13 protein-coding genes are annotated in these 24,124 nt (G+C 36.7%); 1 reads left to right on the top strand and 12 read right to left on the bottom strand.

Translation table 11 applies throughout. From position 1 onward, the window contains the following. Positions 1-357: 357 nt before the first annotated feature. The 9 genes from ACFO3G_RS08200 to ACFO3G_RS08160 all read right to left on the bottom strand — a co-directional run bounded on the left by ACFO3G_RS08200 (position 358) and on the right by ACFO3G_RS08160 (position 12,889). The gene (locus tag ACFO3G_RS08200) at positions 358-1,098 is read right to left on the bottom strand and encodes a hypothetical protein (protein WP_380079773.1); all 741 of its coding nucleotides are present in this window, start codon (positions 1,096-1,098) and stop codon (positions 358-360) included. 871 nt (positions 1,099-1,969) lie between these two features. Then, complete coding sequence (locus tag ACFO3G_RS08195; RefSeq protein ID WP_380079771.1) at positions 1,970-3,868, bottom strand: CARDB domain-containing protein; 1,899 nt, start codon at positions 3,866-3,868, stop codon at positions 1,970-1,972. A gap of 1,686 nt (positions 3,869-5,554) precedes the next feature. Continuing rightward, positions 5,555-5,896 carry a hypothetical protein gene (locus ACFO3G_RS08190; RefSeq protein ID WP_380079769.1) on the bottom strand — a complete coding sequence of 114 codons (342 nt, stop codon included), beginning with the start codon at positions 5,894-5,896 and terminating at the stop codon, positions 5,555-5,557. Positions 5,897-6,011: 115 nt separating this feature from the next. Further along, complete coding sequence (locus tag ACFO3G_RS08185) at positions 6,012-6,368, bottom strand: DUF805 domain-containing protein (RefSeq protein ID WP_380079767.1); 357 nt, start codon at positions 6,366-6,368, stop codon at positions 6,012-6,014. A 31-nt stretch (positions 6,369-6,399) separates the two neighbouring features. Further along, positions 6,400-8,658 carry a hypothetical protein gene (locus tag ACFO3G_RS08180; RefSeq protein ID WP_380079765.1) on the bottom strand — a complete coding sequence of 753 codons (2,259 nt, stop codon included), beginning with the start codon at positions 8,656-8,658 and terminating at the stop codon, positions 6,400-6,402. An 18-nt stretch (positions 8,659-8,676) separates the two neighbouring features. Next, entirely contained in the window at positions 8,677-9,255 is a 579-nt protein-coding gene (locus tag ACFO3G_RS08175) for a DUF4112 domain-containing protein (RefSeq protein ID WP_380079763.1), read from the bottom strand. A gap of 639 nt (positions 9,256-9,894) precedes the next feature. Beyond that, positions 9,895-10,479 carry a hypothetical protein gene (locus ACFO3G_RS08170; RefSeq protein ID WP_380079761.1) on the bottom strand — a complete coding sequence of 195 codons (585 nt, stop codon included), beginning with the start codon at positions 10,477-10,479 and terminating at the stop codon, positions 9,895-9,897. Positions 10,480-11,014: 535 nt separating this feature from the next. Then, positions 11,015-11,824, bottom strand: a complete 810-nt coding sequence (locus ACFO3G_RS08165) for an MBL fold metallo-hydrolase (protein WP_380079759.1) — start codon at positions 11,822-11,824, stop codon at positions 11,015-11,017. Positions 11,825-11,833: 9 nt separating this feature from the next. Then, positions 11,834-12,889 carry a type I asparaginase gene (locus ACFO3G_RS08160; RefSeq protein ID WP_380079775.1) on the bottom strand — a complete coding sequence of 352 codons (1,056 nt, stop codon included), beginning with the start codon at positions 12,887-12,889 and terminating at the stop codon, positions 11,834-11,836. Between the two features lie 746 nt (positions 12,890-13,635). On the opposite strand from ACFO3G_RS08160, the gene ACFO3G_RS08155 reads away from it, so the two are divergent. After that, a complete protein-coding gene (locus ACFO3G_RS08155; protein WP_380079757.1) occupies positions 13,636-13,905 on the top strand; it encodes a hypothetical protein in 270 nt (89 codons plus the stop codon). 1,601 nt (positions 13,906-15,506) lie between these two features. Here the strand turns inward: ACFO3G_RS08155 and ACFO3G_RS08150 are convergent. From ACFO3G_RS08150 to ACFO3G_RS08140, 3 genes are all read right to left on the bottom strand, one after another. Then, positions 15,507-18,284: a T9SS type A sorting domain-containing protein gene (locus tag ACFO3G_RS08150; protein WP_380079755.1), complete on the bottom strand. Its 2,778-nt coding sequence runs from the start codon at positions 18,282-18,284 to the stop codon at positions 15,507-15,509. Between the two features lie 1,003 nt (positions 18,285-19,287). Beyond that, positions 19,288-20,838, bottom strand: coding sequence for a RagB/SusD family nutrient uptake outer membrane protein (locus tag ACFO3G_RS08145; RefSeq protein WP_380079753.1), 1,551 nt, complete (start codon positions 20,836-20,838; stop codon positions 19,288-19,290). A gap of 24 nt (positions 20,839-20,862) precedes the next feature. Beyond that, entirely contained in the window at positions 20,863-23,937 is a 3,075-nt protein-coding gene (locus ACFO3G_RS08140) for a SusC/RagA family TonB-linked outer membrane protein (RefSeq protein WP_380079751.1), read from the bottom strand. Positions 23,938-24,124 lie beyond the last annotated feature (187 nt).

Raw genomic sequence — 24,124 nt, 5'->3', positions numbered from 1 at the left:
TGCCAGACAATTCGAAATAATTTCTTTAATTTGTACTCGTGTGAGATCCATACTGTTTTACTGTTTTATTTTATTTTTTCAAAGATAATAGTCTTGGGTCTTACACACTTTTTTGGGACAGTATCGTATCCGATATAACAATAACGACTCCAAGCAGTTTCTTAGCCGGTGCAGCAAGGATATTGCATAAGCCAAGAACTTAATGTCTACTCGATATCCAATAAGAAAAAAGGCGTATCAACAAGTACAAGCCTCGTCAATACGCCAAAACACCAATTCATATAAATCTCTATCTCAGAGCCTTATACAAATATCTAACAAAACAAATTATATTATAAACAATAAGCAATGCAATAATTAAGCTGAGTACTTAAGTGAATAACCGGAGATACGCTCATAAAAAATCGTTATTCCATTCAATCTCTTACGAAGCTTAGCTATAATAGGATCTGATTCATCATAGTCTTCAACAATACCCCATAGATAATCAATTATAGCTTTAGCTTTTTCAAAATCAAAATCCCTTATAGAACAATAACATTTATACAACTGATCATTTACTAAAGACTTTATTTTCTCTAAAAGAATACTCTCCAAACATTGATTTTCATCTTCCAATGAATAATTATTTTCATCTCCAATAGTACCCAAAGGAAGACTTGTAACATGCCATCCACCACAACATTCACAATAATAACTTCTTATAGGGGCATAGCCATTTTCTTCTTTGATAGCTTCATAATTAAAACGGATATAAGCGTCAGCCTTCTTCTTCGATTTAAACAACAACTTACATTTTGAAGCATCTCGACAATAAACGGAATGACGAACCGGATTAAAAGCTAATTTATAAGATGTAACATATTTTGCATCAGATAAATACTCGTAATCAGATTCATATCCATGCCACCGATAATGAGGATTACTTTTACGACTTTGTTTAACTCTCGTTTTATAAGACCTACTCATTACAATACTCTTTTTACATTTCCGATTTGTATTAGAGGCAAAATCTTGATACTGTTTTTCTATTGAATTAGAAAACTCTTCAAATGATACTCCCAAAATCTTTGGAGCCAAATCTTTTACTGTTGTCATAATGCTATTATTATTTATTAAAAAATAAGTTTACCTATACAATCACCCATTAGAATGATACAACGAGCAATAAAGAATGTTTTGATATGAGTTCGAAACATCCTATTTGTTGACACTTCAACAGCTTCGCCTCGCTGCTATGCAAATATATGTCATGACCTATGAAAAAGTAATGCATAGCATAAAACAATTCAAAAGAATGTCTTTAGGCAATTTGATGGCAATGCTACAATATAAACACCAATAATAACATCAAAACAACTATATCAGATCTCAATACACTCGGAATTAGTAAACAACAACTCTACCAAATCTAAAAACTTCTCTGAATCCCTACATACGCACAAAAAAGAAGTTCTCAACCGCATAAACTCAACGATTGATAAGCAGTGACATGCCCTTTTCAACTAATTTCAGACAGCGATCTTCCAAAATCATCTCATAATTCGGTGCTTCAACCTCTGATGACTCCGAACAAGTAACTTTACCCAATAATTCAAATTACACTTTGCACATTTTTGAATCTCTCCAATTAAGCACAAATTCTTTCTCCCTTCTTATAGCAATTATACTTGCTGCTTAGTTTACACCGAGGGGTCAAGTAAAGCTATCAAGCTTTGTATCATCAGACAGACTACCCTATCTCATAGTTCTCGTATCAAATTTCCATTCTTTATATCAGCACTTTGCTTTCGGACAGACCTACTTCAGCTTCTGCATTGCTACATACATCTTTGCTTTCAGTTGCACGCTTGCCCTCTATAAGAAAACATTGTGGACCTTTACACATTTAGATCAGAGTCGGGTTAACCAAAAAGATGGGCTGTATCGAGATCGACACAGCCCATCCAACATAATTGATTTACGATAATTATCTTACCTGCACTTTGTAGATATAGTTGTCACTGACATTGCTAATGCGTACAACATAGATTCCATTTTGAAGTGCAGTATTCTGATCTTGAGCTACAATTCTTCCATCCATATCAAAGATTTGAATATTATCCACATCCCCTTGAACCTTCACACAGTTATTTTCAACGAACACGACAGGTTTATTATTCGACATCTTATTTATTGACAAATCCTTACCTGTGTATTTAGCATTATTGGATGCATATACAAATCTTGCATCAAAGCCTTTTTCTTTTTCTCCCATTGGCCCCGTAATAAAGGCAACAACATAATTGCTTTCTTTCTTGTACAACTCCAACCCTGCTGCAGGTACAATATCCTTAAACGAACCATCTGCATTAATAGACAAATTCTTACCGGTTACAGGATAAATAAACTTACGAATAACACCATCGTGGACATAAGAATCTTCTTTTTCTTTCGGAAGACCTACCTGATTTTGTTGTTTAATTCCATTTTCACAGACATAGATATGGAGATAAACATTACTCTTATCAACATTAGGATAAACCTTTCCGGATATTGTCATACCATTTTCAGTAAAAATAATATTTGAAATCTCTCCGTACTGATAAGATTCATCAATCCACTTTTTAAAGTTTTCTGCTGCAACTCCAACATTAGCACAACATCCACCCTGCTTACCTACTGCCAAACGATTAATCATCAGGGCAGGAGCAAAAGTTGTCCCCCCCGCAAAAACATAGTAATTCAATTCTTCAGATTCTGCCAAAGTCAAGAAATCATTGTCATAACCTGCATGATGAGCTGCAAAGGATACAGTATAGCCAGCCTCGGTAAGTTGCTTTGCAATAGATGAAACTATAGGCTTTGCATGAGGACAGTTATGACATTTTTCAGTAGTAAATTCTTCAAGTAAAACGCTTGTTACTTTATGGGGTTTCTCACCTCCGGTAGAATTAATTGAGAAAGATTTTTCAGTTATCAACGTATTTGGCATACCATTGATATTCTTCAGACTCACATTGACCACAATATTAACGCCTTCTGAAGGCATAGTATAGGGTACAGACAAAGTCTTCTGCTCACCAATGGCAATATCACTTATCTTTGCAACTTGCTCTTTTCCGGCTGTTTCGAATACTATATCAGCTGTGTTGATAGCCTGTGTACCAATGTTGCGAATATCAATACTGACGGGAAGCTGAGAATTTGCAGTTGCAGACTTAGGAGTATCCATATTGCAAATAATAGCGCAATTTTCAGTCTGTGGACCATCTATATCGACAACAAAATTAAGTGATCCTACTCCAAGTGGTGCCCAATTTTCCAGGGATGCAGGAGTATCTCCAACTTTAAGCCCCGGTGAAGAAGCATCATCCTCAACACCAATCCAAGCAGCATCTTCAAGATTAACACCTTGGACTCCGTCAAAAGGTAATACATAAGGAGATGACTTTTGAGTATGACCAAGTATTCCAATAAAATACTCACCTGCAGATAGTTTAAATGGAGTTGATAATGCATAAGTCTGCCAACCATTCTGTAGAGTAACACCTTCTGCAAAAATAACCTTATGATCCTTGTCAAGAATCAGTATCTGTCCCTTATCATCTGTCTTTCCACCCCAAGTAAGAGAAAAAGCCTTAACCGTATGCTCAGCCTTCAAGGTCGGAAGTTTAATAAAAGAGGTGAGAGCAGCAGGAGGCATTACCCCTTGATACTTTTTCTCCCCCTGATTCATATCAATAAAACGATTTCCCCAACAAAAACCTGTCTTGGGAGCTACATTGTCACTTCTCAAATTAGACTGCCCAGAGATATGTTTTGTCTGAGCATTAGTTGCAATTCCCATTGTGAGAAGTAAAACAAAGATGTAATACAACTTCTTCATAATCAATTCATTGTTAATGTTAAATACTATAGTTCTGATACAAGATTTTAATTCTGAAACATAACACGTCTCCATGGCTAAATACGAGGAGACCAACATAATTCAAAAGACAAATAATCACAGAAACACATTTTCAGAAGGATGGAATATCTTCACTAATGTTTCTCTAATATGATTTACTCTCTTTTTGCTCAATATCTTCGCCTAAAAGTACTAAATAAATGTTGATAACAACACTAATATTGCCGTTATTAATAAGTCGCAAAAAGTTTGCAAAATGCCATTCACAATGATAAAATGATACAATACAATTAAAAACAGATTGAGTCACGAAAGATGACCAATGCCTAAAACAACAAATCAACTCTTTCACTATCAAGTTCATATATTTCACCTTGTCAGGAATGGATTCTACCATGAAAAATAGAATTGAAGGACTAAATAAGACTAAAACAACTTCACAACTACTAAACGATTCTCTATCAACATAGAGGAAAAGAAAAGGCGTATCGGTACAAGAGTTACCTCCTACCAATACGCCAAAACACCAATTCATATAAATCTATATCCCAGAGACTTATATAAAACTATAACAAAACAAATGTTATAAAAAAGCACTTTAAACATTATAAAAATTTTCTTCATGGATATATCCTCACAATTATAAAATAACATCGTAGTTGCTAAGTGATTGCAAGAATGCAAAGTGCTAAAGATATTTTACTACCTAATAAGAATACAAATTAAAAGACCAAGCAATAGCTACAAGAGACTCCTAATAGACACTCCCTTAAAACTTTATGACAAAGATACTACACAGGGTATGCAAAAGTGCTACACAGCACAATAGAAAAACCCTAATAAAGCAGCCAATACATTTGATCCTAAATATTTAAAGAAAGAAACGATAAGCTTGAAAACAAAAAAACATGACTTACATGAGCAAATCCATATCATCCCCTCTTATAAGACATAACACTATTGGCACAAGTTACTCGCATACGATCCATCAACAAATGCTCCAAATAAAGAACAAAGGCTTATACCATAAAAGGGCTCAAAACACCTACATCCTTGAATAATATCACACCAAATCTAATACAACCAAAAATATTTATTGATGTCGCCCCCCAAAATCAATAATCTTAGTTATTAAGCTCTCCATTATAGACAAAAGAGCGATTTTTTCTCATTTCTCTAACTAAAATAAGAGCAATTAGATACTTATATAGTTATAATAAAAAGTGGGATCTTGCAGAACAAAAGCCACAAGATCCCCACAATATTCTGATCCAAAAAAATTTGGTATCATAAAATGTTTAGTATGTATCATTATTCACAAGTACTCTGAAAAAGAGCCTCAAAAACAACTTGTAAATATCAAATTCATACCATTACGAGATTATACCTATAATACCTATAGATAGAATTAACACAACGGATATAACAGAAATCCAGACATAAAGCCACCTCTTAGGATGCTTCGTTTCAAAGAGTTCCTTAAATTCGCGATAAGCTCTCACCCCCATGAGTAACATAGCTAATATCGAAAATATGTGTATCGAACCCATAGTTTACTATTATTTAATATTATAAGACACTTAAAAATATTTTATATTTCAAATAGCCAAGCAAACTAAGTAATACCATTACTCAGATGAGTCAAATTGCATCATTTAAATCATCCTACGAGAACTCCTCTGAAAAAGAATCTATAAACTCGTCTATTTCTTCTTGGGGAACTCCTATATTCTTCATATGATTGGAAACATTACTAATAAACTTAATCATTTCGGCTAACGCTTCAGATTGCTCCTCACCCGAAATTGTATCAAGTTCTTTAGCAAAGCTTTGATTCTCAAGATCGAGGAAGGCCCCTGCTACTTCGATCGAGCACCGATCTGGATCCTTAATCTTCTCAATCTTTTTATAACTATCATTCAGATAGCTCTTCAATTCTTGCACAGGAGTTTTCTTACATCCTATCAGGCAAAATATTATTGCCAATAATGGAATAATTTTTCTCATTGTTCTATGTTTTTAGTTGTAACTTCTAATAAATATCATGGCAATCATTAAAGGGTGAATTTTCACTATCTAATAGACAGCCATGATAGACTCTGCTTAAGTAAAAGGTTATAGACTATTTCTCAATCTTAGGATTTGGTCCATAATCATTATCACCCACATTACTGTCAAGCAACATTAAGACAAATATCCAAATGTTCCCAATCAAAGGAATAAAGGAGACAAAGAAATAAAGACCACTTTTTCCTGTATCATGCAATCTCCTTACACATACAGCAATCCCGGGAATAATCATAGCCAAGCTATACAGCACCACTACTCCCAGAAAAAGAAGTGATTCAGTAAAATAAAAAAGAAGAAGAAGAGCAATTGTGATGATCAAGTTCACGAGAGTAAACATCCAATACTCGGTTCTTCTGGCACGACCACTAAAGTCGGCATACTGTCTTAATACTTTTAGATACCAGTTCATACTTCAAAGATTTTGTTTATTAATTTATTTATTAAATCTCAATAATCATATCGCCCTTTAACAATGCATCAAGATCATCCATCGATAGATCTTCTCCGCTAAATTCACCCAATTGAAGAAGTCCTGTCTTAATAATTTCAGGATCTTCGGAAGTATTGATTTTCTTCAGCACCTCTTGAACAAACAGAGCCTTATTATCTAAAGCAGCCATCTGCTGTCTAAATTTCTTGCTCATCTCATCCAGCTGCTTATCATACTCTCTGCTGACTTGATTAGTCATAGACTTTTCCTTGGCAAACTCGATATATGAATTTAGAAGGACTGCTGCAGAATTAACAGCTCCCATAATCTGTTCTTCCGAAACAAAATCTGACATATTCATATATTCTGAAGGTGCAGCTTTCTCTGCTTCAGTTAGTTCCCTACCCTCTTGCTGAGCCATAGCTATTTTCGCCTCATGACGCTCTTGATTTTTTGCATTGATATATTCTTTTTCTTTTCTTGCATTTGAAAGAGTTTCATTAGAAACCTTCATAACAGAAGAACCAATGAGATTAACCATATCCGAGATTTTCCCTTCTATTTCAGGGGCAATAGCCGGAAGTGTTTCAACATCCTTAATCTGTACTACCTCTTGAAGATCCTTGTCAATTTTTGTTTCCATAATATCTTTTCCAAGCCTCAACAAACGAACAATCGTATTTAATTTCTGAAGCACCTCTTTCTTGACTTCATCAGAAGTCCCTATGCCTTTTACAATCTCTGAACTAATCTCTCTAATCTCTTCTTTGGCATTATTATATTCTCTACGATCTTCTGTAAGTCCAAGCTCATGCTTCGAACATTTAGCCTCTTTATCAGCTTTGTCGTCTCGAAGTGACTCATACTCAAGTACAGCAGGACCATATTCCGGATACCATTTAGCCATTTTCTTATTATAGACCAACTTAGCAATACCAAAAGTGATCACCTTGACAAACATATTTGGCTTATGAGGCATCGACGAAATTCCTTCGTTGTAGAAAGGAGACTTAGCCGACATAATAGTATTTAGGTCTACAATCATGCCACGATAAAGCTCTATATTACTCTGGTGATCCGACATACTAAGCTCTGACTTTCGGCTACGTTCAATCGCATCATCTCGCTTCTCTTTGAGAGGAAGGATAGCAGGATTGCTGTAAATCTTTTCCATAAGCTGTCTAAACTCCCTATCTAATACCGCATCGCTACATTCAGTAAATGCTTTCGCCTTAGGAATCTGAACATCATTTAGCGTCTTGAAAATGGTAAAGAGCCTTGCCCAATCTGCTTTTATCCGGGTCTGATCCTTCTTCAGATTACGTTTCATCTTTTCAAAATCTGCTTTCAAAAGATTCGTTTTTGCACGAGCATCAGAATAATGATCAAAAATTGCAAATGCTGTATTAATACCGGCTTGAACCATTTTGGCATAGGCCTTTTCTGATTTACCGTCTCTCATAAAAGTAGCACCCACGTTCAAGACAGATTCCATAGTACGCCCTGTAAGCTCCTTAAAGCTCTGACTTATTTCACCCATCAAGAATTTACATTGATCCAAGACCTTCCCAAATTCAAGTTCTACTCTCTTTATAATCTCCTGAACATCAAGCCATTTGATCATGCCGAAATCAAACATCTCCGGTGCGATTTCATTTAAGGAATCACCCAATATATCCTTTAGCATAGATATGTATTTGGTATAGATTTCATTGATGATTGCCCTCAGCGTCAAAAAATCGCGAATATTACTCTTGATAGCATGTTCAGTATGGAGATACTGATTTACGAGAGACACATAATCTTCGTAATATATCGTGGCTTGATGTGTGACTTTTTTGATGCCGGCATCACCTTTTAGATGAGCCCATGCACTGGACAACAAATCCATTCCACTATCCGGATTGAGAGCCAGAGAAGTTTCCAAAACTTCCTGCATTTCATCGAGAGATTGTTTCGAAGCAGAAAGTTTATCTATAACCATAATCACAGCATCATTTATCTTGCCATCTTCCATCAGACTTGTTACCCGATAATCTTCAACAAGACTGCATAATCCATCATTAGCAAGAATCCGATCCCGAATAGTTTCCGAATTGCCGTATTTCTTATAACTATCCCAAACGAGTCTGCTCAATTCCAAACTATCGCCATCAATTCCTAAGGAAGAAAGTTCTACAGAAAGTTCTTGACGCGTAATATATTCATCTCGAGATTTCAAATCCTTAGAAATCTCATTTATCCTGTTAATTATTGACACTTTATCCATACTGATAATATTTTAACATCAACCAAAAATCAGATTCCACATCCATTTAACCATCGCAATGGCATAAGAAATCAAGAAATAAATAAGAACGCAGACAATGACAATCATTAATGCAGTAAAAAATGCTTTCCTATTAACCTCTCTTATAACAGCCTCATCATGGTCAATATAACCACGAATAAGACGAAGGTTCTTTGAATAGCTCCTTATAAAGACATCTAATAAATCACCAAGTATTGGAAAAAGACCAACAAGGATATCCTTCATGAAATTATAAATGATAGCCAAGGTCAACGGTATAGAACGAATCTGAAACAAACTCAAATAAATAAAGGGTATGGCAAAAATTGCTGAAATGAGGTCACCGATACCAGGTAAAAAGAAACCGATAATCGGATCAAGAAAAAAGGTGTCATTAATCTTTGCCAAATTGTAAACCAAAAAAAACGATCCTGAGGATTCAAGCTCTGCTTTCCGAGCTGCTACCTTGGCTTGAAGAGCAATCTCTTTTTCCTTACGACTGGCAGCTTTAGCTTCTGCCTTCTGGCCGGCCTCATTTATTGCCTGCATCATGGATTCTCTATCATTCTGGGTCATAGCGAATTGATTTATATTAAAACAAACTAATATTAAATTTCATTAAGCAACTATGCAAAGATATGCACAGACATGCGCAAAAACCTTTCGTAGTGTATAAAAACAATCAATTGATTATCTTTTTTATTAAAATCAGATACAAATCCAACATCACCCATTCTGATAAAACAATTAAAGAGAGAATAAATAAGCAAAACCTCTGAATAGAGATGACAATGGATGAAAAAACAAGTGTCTCAACCCTATGAAATCTGAGATTAAGAGTATCTTTAGAATACCCAATCACTTTATTTATATAGTTGAATTCTTCATTTTTGAAAAGTAAGCCCTGCTTTCCAATACCAATGCCGAATATCCGATAAAAAGAATCTCAATTTGAGACTTAGATTAGCTTCTACAATATTAGAAAACATGCATCAAAAAGCATTTTTAATATCAAGTCGAGTTTCTCGTCTCCTAATCCGATGAAAGAACAGCTGTCCAACAAAAAAACAATCGCTATCATTGAGTTTAACTCTTTGATAGCGATTATTCTTTTCAATACATGATTATTAGATGCTTATTATAGGCTTAAAGGTGGCGTATGCCAAAGTATCTGAAAACACACCTCCTATTATTGAAACAACTTTGGGAAGAGTGTTACTTAAAACACATCACACTATGCCAGTATGCAGAATCAAATCCAGAAGATGGGTGATTGATGGGTATTGTCAGAATATCTTTTGACCCGTTTGAGTAGATCCATGTGTTTGCCGGAGAGAATCCGGGAATAGAAATATCCGGACCTTGGAAACCTGTCGCAGGCATATTTTCAAATAGCCTCTTTCCCCAGACAATGATTTTATCTGGATCCAATTGTTTCAAAACTTGAAAAAAGGCATCTTCCGAATTAGCAAAATCAGCTGAAGAGGGAGCCACTCGAGGTCCAACCATGGGCACTTGGACATAGTTGTAAAAAGCCAACCTATTCCACAACTCTTCACGCTCCTGGAAGGACAAATCTCTTCCAGCCAAAGCCTGTATAAATTTGATGTAAGTTGTCTTATATCCTTCATGAGGCGATTTTGGATCGAATAGATCTTCGATAATCTCCGTCGTCAAAGTAGGTCTGACATCTGAGGTAGATGCACAATAGTGGCTTTCACCAAGGACTAAGATTCTTTTGTCATTGATTCCTGCTTGATAATTTTTGCCGACAAATGGATGAAAAACTATATTAGACATTTTTCTTTTAGATATATGATTTTGTTTTAGAATTCCTTTATAAGAAACCACATAACCCGACTTTATCATTAAAAACAAATACACCTTCCGGACTGTAATTTCTCCAACAGCAACGAGCTTGATATGCAAAGATATGCTTAGATATACGCAAAAAGGCTTCACAAGCTAAAATATCTATCGCATAAGCCTATTTAGATTTAATACCAGATAACTATTGTCAGGATTACACCCTTACGAAGGTAAATAAAGTATTTTTATCACAATAATTAAATCTGCGAATAAAAGTCTTAAAATATTTGATTATTACCGAATCTTGATTCTCAATAGTCTATTATATGAAGACAACAGGTAAAATGATAGATGATTTAATCTTAACACAAAATGTATGTTCCTTACAGCATATTAAGATTAACAAGAAGTACTAAAATTCAAATACCACAGTATTATACCAAGTATGCATACACAAAAAATGGCCTGAAAGATAAGAGCTATCGATCAGACAAAATTACAATGAGAATACAACAATGATTCTTTCTTATGGCACAAGCACATATAGTGGCGATGCTTGCGTCCTTTTGAGCGTTGTCAAGGTTACATCTTTCCCTACTCTTATTCCCTCATTAAAGAGCCTGTTTTCTATTGTTTTCCAACAAAGTTCAGGATGGTTGTTGTCTTTTGAAAGGTGACATAACCATATATTCTCCATTTCGGGTCTAAACACAGATGCCAAAAACTCACCTGTTTCTTGATTACTGAGATGGCCTGTAGGACCGGATACCCTCTGCTTGAGAAATTCGGGATAACTACCGAACATCAGCATTTCCTTGTCATAGTTAGCTTCAACAACAAGATGTATTGCCTTAGAAGCGTATTCTCTAATTGTAGATGTAATATGCCCTACATCTGTAAGAAGCGTAAAACTCAATCCATGCCCCGTGATATAGTATCCCACATTTTGGGAAGCATCGTGTGGTATATCAAAGGCCGTAACCTCGAAACCTGCAACACTAAAGGATTTCTCGGGCACTATCACATTACGCAATCTCACTTCCGGCTTATTTATGACATACCTGGCATGGTCTATTCCCTTAAATACCTTTTCTGTGGCATAGATTGGAAATCCATACTTTTCGGATAAATGCCCTATCGACCTTATATGATCGGCATGGTCATGAGTCAAGAGGACGGCCTTCACCTTATCTGCCATACTGATATTATGCAGCTTCAAATCATGCGAAATATTCCTGATATTGATACCCACATCAATCAGTATTGCCCCTTCAGGCGATTCAATATAATAGCAGTTTCCACTGCTACCACTCGAAAGACTCATAAACCGTACCATAATAGTAAATTACAAATTACAAACACTACTTGCAGTGATGGTGGTCAGATATCCATTATGTCTCTGAGCAACCATCTGATTTGTACTAATCTCTCCTCTTAGCGGCATATTCATTTGTCTTCTTACCTCCTCGGGGCCATACCCTTGACCAAAAAGGAACATCAGTTTGGTAATAGCACATTCCGCTGTAGAATCATAACCGGAAACAATGCCCAATTGTTGCAAATGGTTGCCTGTCTCATACCTTCCCATATCCACATAACCCATTACACACTGCGTTACATTGACAATGACGATGCCACGATCGACAGCCTCCTTGAGCAAGTTCAAAAACCATGGCTCCATAGGAGCATTTCCACTACCATAAGTTTCAAGAACAACCCCCTTAAGACCCGGAATATTAAGAGTCATCTTGACTACATCCGGCAAAATTCCCGGAAATAGTTTAAGGTAAGAAACATGGGGATCCATAGATGTATGAATACGGAAAGCTGCTTCATTGATAGGAGGTGTAAGAATGTACGCCGGCTCATATCTAATATCAATACCGGCAAAAGCTAAACGAGGATAATTGTATGAATCAAATGCACTAAACTGATCTGCAGATATCTTGCTTGTCCGATTGCCCCTCATAAGATAGTTTTCGAAAAAGATGCACACCTCAGGAACTTGAGCTCTTCCATCAGCTGTATGTGCGGCAGCAATCTCAATAGCAGTGATAAGATTCTCCTTTCCATCTGTACGCAATTTTCCAATTGGCAGCTGACTCCCGGTCAAAACAACCGGCTTAGACAAGCCTTCCAACATAAAACTCAGTGCAGAGGCCGTATAAGCCATCGTATCAGTACCATGTAATATCACAAAGCCGTCATATTCATTGTAATGAGCAGCGATTGTTTCGGCTAAATGAGACCATAGATCGGTACCAATAGCAGCGGAGTCCATTGGAGGATCAAACTGAATTGAATCAATTTTACACCCAAACCTTCTAATCTCCGGGACATTTTCGGATAGGTAAGTAAAGTCGAAAGCCTCTAAAACTCCCGTTTCAGGATTCTCAATCATACCAATTGTACCACCGGTATAGATTAAGAGTACAGAAGCATCGCGTTTTTTATCGTCTTGCATTGTTCTATTTGTATTGTGCTAAACGGGCAAAATTGCAATGAATATCACCACTACCAGCATGAATAAAGTTATTAAATCAATGATGACATCATCAATAGATAACCACCAAGATTTATAGCTTGACCGATAACAAAGATAACAACTTGATTCAAAGTTTTGCCACAAAGAATAGATTATTAAGCAGATACGATTAGGATATAAAATAGACATTAGTTAAGATAAAAGAACGGATAAAGGCAAATTGACACAACAATGCACTACATACACCCTTGTGGTAAATCGAAGCGACTATCTAATTTCTTTTAGATGATGATATTTTTTTAGAAACTTGCAATATGTAAATGTCACTTTAGGGAATAAAACGACAAAATCAAACATACGAATCATATAATTTGATGTCATTATATCTCAAATCCAAGACCAAAAATGAATAGAGAATATTGTAGTAAGTGACATTCTTAGAAATATCCGGCATATTTGATGGATCTGCAAAGGGTAAAATGAAAGGTATGCAACAAAGCAGATCGACTTTTTGCATCAGTCTACAATAAGCATTTTCATTTCTCTTGGCTAAATTTAGGCAGTGTTATCACATCAGACGTTCATGCTCTAACGTAATATCTATGTTTAATTGATAATCCGATTGATTTTGGGTATCTTAGTAGAAATTATAAAACCAAACCATGGAGATAATCATATCACTTATCATACTTTTGAGTATTATGCAACTTGGTGGATCATACCTTCAAGGTGATATAATATATCCTATGAGTAAGGAGAAGATTACAACCAATTCAAGTATTGAAAAGAATACCAAACATGATCTTTTTGAATGCGCTGTGAAGTTCATTCGTAAAGGAATTTATTTGTTAAATACTATTACCTTGATTGATACTCAAAAAGATGCTCAAGAAACACTAATCCAACCTCAAAATTATAAATTCGAGGGTTAGGGTCATCTGACCTTCTTACCCACTTTGCCCGTTTTTATAGTACGAAACGGGCTTTTTTATACCTTATTTTAACATAATAGCTCGCGCGAGAAGCAATCCATTCTCGCGCGACTTTCGATCTGTTCTCGCGCGACCTTGACATGTGAAGTCGCGCTACTTCAGGTGCAACCTTGCGCGAGTTTACTTTCAAAGTAGCGCGAGAATGGATTGCAAGTAGCGCGACCTTCCAAAAAAGGCAGCCCGAAAGCCATTTTTAAGTCGTCAAAATATAAATCAAGAAGAAGCTTTATATAATTTAACATATCAAAATACCATATTCTTCCTTTCAGATCAACTATTTGTGCAGAATGAGCCTGTTTTTAAGGTCAAAAAAGGCTGTTTTGGGAGCAAAAAACGGCTAAAAGAATTTACATTATTTACACAATAATCATATTCTTAACAAGATAAAGAGTCGTATTTTCCACTTTATCACCCATAAAAGAACTACAAAATGCTAAAACAATATGGTAAATATCGCTTGCATGGTCTGACCTTGCTACCAGAGTTGAAGAATAAAATTCACCCATCATTTATGTAGAAAGCTCTGTAATCTCTTTTATTTAAGGCGATTTAGGATTTAAGTTTCTATTTGTCAAACCACAAATTCACTGTTGTCTCTTCTCTTCCACCAAAGTCTCTCCAAAGAAAATTTGGCGAACTGTATTATTAATTTTATTGCAATTGCAGAGCTTATATTGTCATCAAGAAGTCGAGATATTTCATCTCTACTATTAATTTTATCACAATGGAATTCAATAATCGATCTCCTTTATCAGATAATCATGGCATACGAATCAATACGCTCTACACTATAAATTCTTATCCACCTCATGACGTAAAATACTACTGTGAAGTGAACTAAAGATCCTCTCTCAGTAATACCCCATTATTCGTAACTATTGCCTTTACACACTTTTTGGGATACTACCCTAATATCACTCCACATGTAAGAATTAATACATCTGTGAGAAAGACCGGCAATCCTTCTACACCCTTCATAACATCAAAAGCAATTTGGCATAATCCACCATGTCAAAGAAAGAATCCATATCTATCATCTGTCTCGACAGCAATACCTATACTCCAATTGATATACGACACTCTTTTGAGCACACTCTTTATGTACAATGTCTTAGCCTGAAACCGAAACATTCAGAAATAAAATTTCTTAGGTATCTCTACCATACAAACAAGAGTCTGTCTATACCCGGCCTTCATTGGATACTCAACTAAACCTTCCTTAGACTTAACCAAATAAGATAGCAATGGTACACATTCCATTTTATCTGTTACACTACTTTCCTTGGTACCAATTGGTTGATATTGCTTTGCGATAAATGCCTCCCTTTCAAGTCTCTGTTCGTCAAAACAGTATTTTACTTCCGACTTCTTTCACATTCCGATTGGTATGGACGACCTTGTCATTACGCTAAAACTTACTGCCATAAAGTGCACCCACTTGATTATACCCATGTCGAACGAACCAAAGAAAAGGGGCTGCTCCCTACGGAACAACCCCTTTATAAAGATATTTAAATAAACTATGATTAGCTAATTGAAGATTATTTCTTAACAATCTTCTGCTCTACCTTGCCTTCTGCAGTAGTCATTACTACGAGGTAAGATCCAGGTTCAAGAGTCTGAAGATCTATTGATCCACCATTTTCAACATTAGCAACAAATGCTACACGTTCACCATTCATTGAATAAACAGCAATATCTGCAACATCACCACTATAAGTTACAGTTGACTCTACCATTGTAGGAACAACCTTAGACATTTGAGCCTTACTTACCAATTGAGTATCCAAAGATTGTGAATTGTAAATAGGCACAATCTCGTAGTTACCTTCACCAGACTTATTGTCTCTATCAAGATAAGACAAACTAATAGCCTTCGTTGTAGCAATTTCCTTACCATCTTTCATTACCTTATAACCAGTAACAACAGGAGGGATTGAAAAAACAGATGAACTATAATCTGGCTGTGTGATAGGAGCATCTAACTTTTCAAAAGAAGATGTAACAATCACCTTCATTGCCATATAATTAAGATCTACACTTGGTACTCCAACAAAACTTAGAGGGAAGATAGCTTCTCCAGTATAACCATATTCACCGTAATGGTTATAGTTAGTGAAAAGCATGTGAGCTGAAGCAACCTTAGCCTTTTCTCCATCAGAAGAACCTGACATATAAGTCAAACTAGTTGGATTGTTGCGCATATTAGTTGATCTAAATCCAATTTGCAACATATTAGATGGATCAAGTGGGATAGGATGATCAAAAACAACATGTTTCCACTTACCTACCTCATTTTGCGCAACGGAAACCTTCTGAATCACCTGCTTCTTATAAACTGAATTATCTCTCACCGATTTATCATACGAAAGATAAACATACAAGTCACTTTTTCCAACTTGAGTATTGTTAGGAATAAAATCAAGCTGAGAAACATAAAGAGAAAGTTTATCATTTCCCACAGATTCCGGAAGAATACCAGGCGACCATCTTTCAATATAATAAGTATAAGGTTGCGTAATTTTCTGACCATCACCATTACCAAAATCTAGCTTTTGACTATACCCAATCTTTACAGAAAGCATATTTTTAGGAGCATATTCGGTTATTCCAACACCTATCTTAGACCATTCTTGTGGGTAAAGTGGCGCAGACCATTTGATAGATGTACCTGTACCTTGAGAATTGAGAGAGACACTCTTAGGTTTAATAGTAGTAACAAGATTTTGTACCATGCCGGCAGCCTCTTCTGAATCAAATCCAAACGAGCCACCTTGATTTTTAGGGAATGCATAAGACACTCTAATCGAGTACTTTACAACGCCTCCCTTAAGTGCAACCTCGGGAATATCACTATCCACAAATTTCATAGTACCGCTTCCATCATCGTATATGCGTTTTCCTACAATAGGTGTTCCATTACGACTAAGGGTATACGATACTGCTTTTGAACCATACTTATCTAAAGCATACTTAGCATTGTAAGGAGACTTCCACGTAATAATAAATTCCCTCTCATTTGATCCATTAACAACAGTTATATCATTAACCGGATACACAGGCTTCATATCATTTTTATAAGTGCCCTGACACGTATATGCCTTTCCATTTGTTTTAGGATCAAGATACTGACTCATCTTTTCAGGAAACTTATCCCAATGATACGTAAGACGCCCATAATATTGAGTACCAAGACCTCCACCAGTCAATGTACCAATAACCAATTTATTTTTATTAGCAAAAATTGAAGAGCCAGAAGAACCACCCTCTGTATCTCCCTCATCATATTTGAAAAAATAGTGTGCTTTAGGATAACCATTTGGTTTTGTCCAAGTACTGATCTGTAAATCTGAATTAGGATAAAGCACAGAAATCTTTTTCACATCGCCTGCAGGATGATGAATACCTACAAGTCCCTTGATATCAGTATTATTCACATATGTTGAGCGATCCCAACCATTATAATAAACTCTATATTCATCAGGAACAGTTTGGTTAAGTTGGACCAAAAGTCCATCCGACTGACCAGCAATAGGAAGGAAGGCCTTACGTGAGCAACCAATCATAGTCTTCACTTGATTCTTAAGTGAGAAAGAACTGTTGGCACAAGAAGGCTTTTCGTAATGAAAAAAGAACTGCCATTGATTTAGGTCAGTACTTGTTGGTTTAAAAGAAGTAGTTGTAGATGCACAGTGAGCAGCTGACAAAATATATGGTTTAAAATCTTGATTAGTGTTATTCATAAGGTCACCGGTACAGAAACCAGCTCCATTTCCAATAACCATATACATTTTACACACCCCCGCCTTTTGGTCCTTCCAATCATCTCCTTGAACACAATTGACGTTGATCTCCTTTCCGAAAATAGAAGATTCTTCTTCATCATTGGCATCAAATAAGACCGGGCGATAATTATGCACCAAACCACTAATAACTAATTGTGGCATCTCTCCTGAGTCATTGGGTTCGTATTCAAAAATAACCTCATCTCCTAAGACAGGCATAGAAGAGAAAGCACCAGCTTGAGGATGAGTAGCAAATGTATAAGCTCCGTGAACCGTTTTCTTAGCTGGATCATAAACATAAAGCTTTGCGCCTTTAGGAATTAGGAAATTGCTATAAAGAGGAGTAACCTCTCTAGCTCCTTCAGAGCGCATACGTAGCCTATATACAATCTTACCACTAGAAAGCCCTATTCTTTCGGCTTCTTTTGAAAAGTCTACATTAGTCTTCTTAACATAACCTACAGAATAGGGTGCTCCATAATTTTGAGTCTCCCAATCTTTCTGCTGAATAAAATCAGAAAGATTTATATCCATTGGAATGGATTTAATAGAAGAAATTGAAGTTTGCGAACGCAATGACGAAGAAACAGAATTCGAATCAAAGCTTAATGGCTTACCCCCAAACTCCTGTTGAGCTAAAGCTGAATGGCTAAACCCAAAATTCAGAACTAGCGCAGAGGCAACGCCCAAAAGGGAATAATAAAAATTTCTCATTGGATTATAAATTACATTCTTAATTTGTGACACGCAAGATACGAATAATTTAGAAATCAGATACGCTGATTTGATAAAAAAAGAAGTCTAATACAAAAATTTCAGAAAGTGTAAATCGAACAATTCTCTTGAATATTGCATGATTATTAGTATCCTGCAGCCCATATTAGTAACAGATATTCAGGATGTTATTAGAGGGTTAGCCATACAACTCCAAGATGCATCCAAGAGGTTGTCACTCTCTGAGTTATTCGACTTCTTCAAAAGTATACAACAGCAATTAAGAAAAAAAATTCCCAAAGACGATCATTAGAACTTGCCATCTAACGACAAATCTGGGTTTAATTTAGCTTAGGTCCTTCGCAGAGTGTTACCGATGCCTCTTCTACTATGACCTAGGCAGACTTCTCACGGCAAGCTTTTCGCCTTGGATTTCGTAAGATAAACTAATCTTCACATCCGTGTGACCTCCTCGCTTAAGGGCTTTGTCTTTCCAGCTTATACCCACTTCATTTACACAAACCGTTCCCAATAGCTATGGGGCTTTGATTTGTTATGCAAGCTCATCCACGGGCAAATGACTTATAAGAAGTTTCTGTCCGTTAGGTCAGATGTTTGCATACGGCTTCTTTCAGATTCCACTTCGCAATGGACTCCCCTGCCTTTAGCCAGGTGATGACCGCAATTAGGCTCATTCGGGACTTACACCATTGAGACAATGCTCTTGCCGAACGGACATATAAAAGAGGCTGCGTCAACTGGAATTTTGACACAGCCCCTCAAAGTTAAAAATTAGCTTGATTACTGAGCTAAATAAATACTATCAATCCCAATTTCCTTTAAGATTTTTGTTAGACTGACGGTCATTTCTTGGGAATTCCCAAGAGAACAAAATACTACCTGCAGGTATAGAAACATTAACTTGATTGTTAAATGCTCCAACAATTTGATTGCTAGCATTTGGAGTTCCATTTACGAACGGCATATTCCAACGTTGCATATCATTTAAGTACATACCTTCACCAATAAGCTCACGACGACGTTCAAGTTTAACAAGGTCAAGAGCCTCATCAGCATCTGCAATAGGATCTAGTTGGAAACCTCGAGCAGCAGCAAGGGCAGACAATGCATCAGAAGCATCGTTAGCATCACCTTCTCTAGCAGCAGCTTCTGCCTTTATAAGATAAATCTCAGCAATGTTACAGAGATTTACAGGACACCTGTGAGTAGGTCTCTCCGGAATAGTCTCATAACTCAAATTACCAGTAAATTTAGTAATAAGGGGAGTGGTAGGATAACCTTCAGCAATAACTTCTGTATCCTTTATCCAAGCCTTACCACGAATATCATTTTGATTAGAAGTTAGAAGATCAACAGTTTCCTTTGATGGGAAAGCTAAAGGATAAATACGATAGAACATAGTTCCTTTAACCTTCTTAGAAGGAACCCAAGTACCGCCGATCCAGCCCGGCATCTGTCCAAAAGTACCTACACGACTATTAGCATAAAGCTGAACCATGTTTTCAGAAGTCTTATCAGCATAAATATCTAGCAATTTTTGAATATCACTAGCAGTATTTCCTGAAAGTACAGTCAACGGATAGTTCGCAATAAAAGCATCACACTCACTGATTGCCTTGTTATACTCTTCCATTTGAAGATATATACGAGCCTTCATTGCATGTGCATAATCATCTGTAATACGATCAGGAACACCTGCAAAATCAGATTTTTTCATAAGTCCACCTTTCAAGGCTTCATCTAGAAGCTGAAGAGCATAGTCATAACTTTCCTTTTTTGTTGAACGAGGAAGCATAGCTAAAGGATTGTAATCTTTTGCAAGACAAACACCAGAGTTTGGATCATTACAGTTATCCTTTGTATATCTTCCCTTTTGATAACGAAGCATTAGACGGTAGATAGAAACAGCCTTCATCACCTTGGCCTCATTAATCATTTTATTGAGACGATCTATCTCATCTTTCTTCTCAAGAAGATTATTCTTTAGAGCCTCTTCACCTCTCATGATAAAGTAGTTTGCCTGCATGGTCAATACAGAGTAAGCTGCATAATAATTATTGATCATATCATTATCAAGCAAACGAGACTTATCCCAGTGGAAAAATGGTGCCCATGTACCACCATCAATATCTGATGATGTATAATAGTTTGTCAAATAATCAGACAAGCCATAATTTGATGGGTTCTCAGCGGAGCGCAGATACTGGTAAACACCATCATAGTAGAACCCTATCTCTTTATAAGAGCTAAACGGAGCTTGTTGAGCTTCTCCAACCGGCTCTCTATCCAAGTCACATGATGTGACAGAGAATAGGATCAAAGCTGCGCTTATGATTGAAAATATTTTTTTCATCACTTATTCTTAATTCATTAATAATTAGAACTGAAGTTGAACACCGGCCATGAACTGACGAGTATTAGGGAACTGGTTCATTGACAAGTTAGAGATTGGCTCCGGGTCAAAACCTTTATACTTGGTTACAGTAAAGAGGTTACGAGCCAACACATAAACCTTTGCACCAGAAATCACAGTCTTCTCTGAGAATACAGAAGAAGGCAACTGATAAGTCAATTGAAGATTTTTCATTCTTAAGAAAGAACTATTTTCAAGCAATCTTGTATCAAACTGCATATTACCAGAATTACCAAACTTACCAATCTTACCATTTTTGTTTTCAGGAGTCCATTCGTCAAGCACTCTTGTTGAGTGGTTAGACATCAAGAAATCTTCTGAGTTATTTTCAGTAAAGAAACGGTCATTATTGATCATGTATTTTCCCAGAGAGTAAGCAAAGTCAGCTTGAAGAGTTAAACCAACTTTCAACCATGAAAGATTGAAAGAGAAACCACCATTAAATGGAGCAAATCTCTTCTTTCCTGTAGCACCTGTAAGAAGTACGTCATTAAAATCTTCTGTTACTCTGCGACCTTTGTATTCCTTAACACGATCACCTTGATAATATTCATTAGCAGCCGGAGTATTTGGAACATACCATTGTGGCGCACCATTCTCAGGATTAATACGAGCAAAGTCCGGCATAGAAAGTTGAGTAGCATCACCTACCACATATCTTACAGATGTACCAGGAATTTCGTATTCATCCAAACCATAGAATAGTTCTGTAACTTTTTCCTTGTTATAGTTGAATGTTGCCTTTGCATTGAATGCCCAATCTTTTGTACGTACAATAGAAGCGTCAAGAGTAAGGTCAACTCCCATATTCTCCATTGCACCAACATTTTCATAACGATATCCGAAACCTGTTGAATAAGGCATTGGAACATCCATCAACATATCTGTAGTCTTACGAAGGTAGAAATCCAAGTCTACGTTCAAACGATCATTGAAGAAACCAGCAGCTGCACCAAAGTTCAATTTCTTTTGTGTTTCCCAAGAAAGGTCCGGGTTACCTGCAGAAATAACAGAAAGTGCAAGACCATCTGTGTAGTGAGAAGATCCCACTAAAGCCATTGATGAATAGTTGCCAATTTCAGAGTTACCTGTTGTACCATAGCTGGCTTTTACTTGAAGAGAAGACACCTTTTCATTGTCCGGCATCAACTTTTCGTGAAGGTCAGCCATCGCACCGAATGAGTAGAACCAACCACTTCTGTGATTATCACCAAACCTTGAAGATGCATCATTACGAACTGTAGCATCCAAGAAAAGGAAACGATCGAAGTCATAGTTGATACGTCCAAAATATGAATTGTAAGCATATTCTGATTCACTGGAAGAAGGTAGAGATAGGAAGTTCCCCATTTGGCCTTGTTGCAACATCAAGAATCTATCATCTTGTTGCCCCTTAGAAACAGCTTGAAAACCAAGACCTTTATAAGCAACATACTCTTGACCAAGAAGGAATGTCAGACGGTTGTTGTCATTAATATCCCATTTATACTCAGCTGTATTAGTTGTTGTAAAACGACGAGACTTGCTAAAGCTTTCCAATCTCTGTCCAAGGCCATCACCAAGAGCAGCAGAAGGAAGAGCAGAAGCTCTATAATGATTAATATTTAAGTCTACACCACCAAGAGTTTTAAGAGTAAGTCCCTTTACCGGTGTAAGCTGTGCATAAGCACTTGCCGCAAATAGATCTGTCTCATCCTTACGAGGATAATTTTTATTTGAGTAGTAAGGTGACGTAATAGGTCCAAAAGCAGTGATGATATTTTCATCTACAATTGGAGATCCATCAGGATAATACGGAGTAATATATGGAGCCTGGAACAAAGCACCAAAAGTACCACCATCCACATAAGCGCCACCAAAACCTCTTGATGTCTTAGCCTTTGTAAAAGCACCAGTCATGTTAAGACCAATTTTCAACCAGTCTTTAGCTCTATTTTCAAGATTTAGACGACCTGTATATTTTGTAAATTCAGATGTTGATCTTGAAATACCTTCTTGATCGAAGTAGCCAAAAGACAAGAAATAAGTAGTCTTGTCACTACCTCCCATAAGAGAAAGGTCTGCCTGTGTTGTCGGAGCATTCTTACCCATGAAATAGTCAAGCCAGTCAGTATCATGACCTCTTTCTCCAAGAGTAAAGTTCTTAACATCTTTCATTTGTTTCCACAAATCATCTGCAGTCCAAGGTTTTGACTTTGACCAGTCATAAGGCTTTTGGAAGTCATGTCTTGCCTGATAAGCAAGCAATGTTTCACCATCCATCATGTTGTTGTATTCACCACGGCTGATTAGCTGTGAAATACCAAACTGAGCTGATGCTGTAATACGAGCTTGTTCACCACTCTTACCACGCTTAGTAGTAATATAGATAACACCATTTGCAGCACGAGCACCATAAATCGCTGTCGCTGATGCGTCACGAAGTACAGAGATGCTTTCGATGTCATTAGAGTTCAATGAAGCAACCACACCCGGAGTTGTCTGCACACCGTCTATAATATATAGAGGGGCTGAGCTTGCACCGAGAGAACCGTTACCATGAATTTGAACACTAGCCACGGCATTAGGGTCACCAGAGCTAGTAGCTACGTTCATACCGGCAACTTGTCCTTGCAAAGCATCCATGATGTTCGCAACCGGTTTTTCCTGAAGTTGATCACTTGATACACGGGCAATAGAACCAGCAACAGACTTAATAGTTCTTGCTGTACCATAACCCACAACGACAAGGTCTTTAAGAACCTCCGTATCAGATTGAAGAACGATCTTCATCTGCGGAGCAATTTGGACAATTTGAGTCTTTAGACCTGTGTAAGATACTTGCAGCTGCTTAGCTTTAGCAGGCACACTTAGAGTAAAGTTACCGTCGAAGTCGGTCACTGTACCAATAGTTGTTTCGCCTACCACCACTACGTTGGCACCGATTACGGGCAAGTTATCTTCTCCTGAGATAACAGTACCTTTAATCGTCCTATTCTGGGCAGCTGCCCAACTTATGCTAGCAAACAAGCATAAGAAGAATAGAGTCAATCTTTTCATAGACTTTCCTTTTGCATTTAACTTAAAACTATACTTATTTCTTTTAAAACTCGCTCTGTTATAACAATACTTCGGTAAATTTTTACCGAAAAATTAAAAGTTAAACAATAGAACTGACAAAAGTCGGTTCGAAAACACTAAAGAGATCATTGAAATGTTGTCAAAACGAATGGTTAAGCATGAAGAA

Source organism: Falsiporphyromonas endometrii (assembly GCF_042654485.1).
Lineage (GTDB): Bacteria > Bacteroidota > Bacteroidia > Bacteroidales > Porphyromonadaceae > Porphyromonas > Porphyromonas endometrii.
This window is presented reverse-complemented; position numbering and strand designations above follow the sequence as displayed.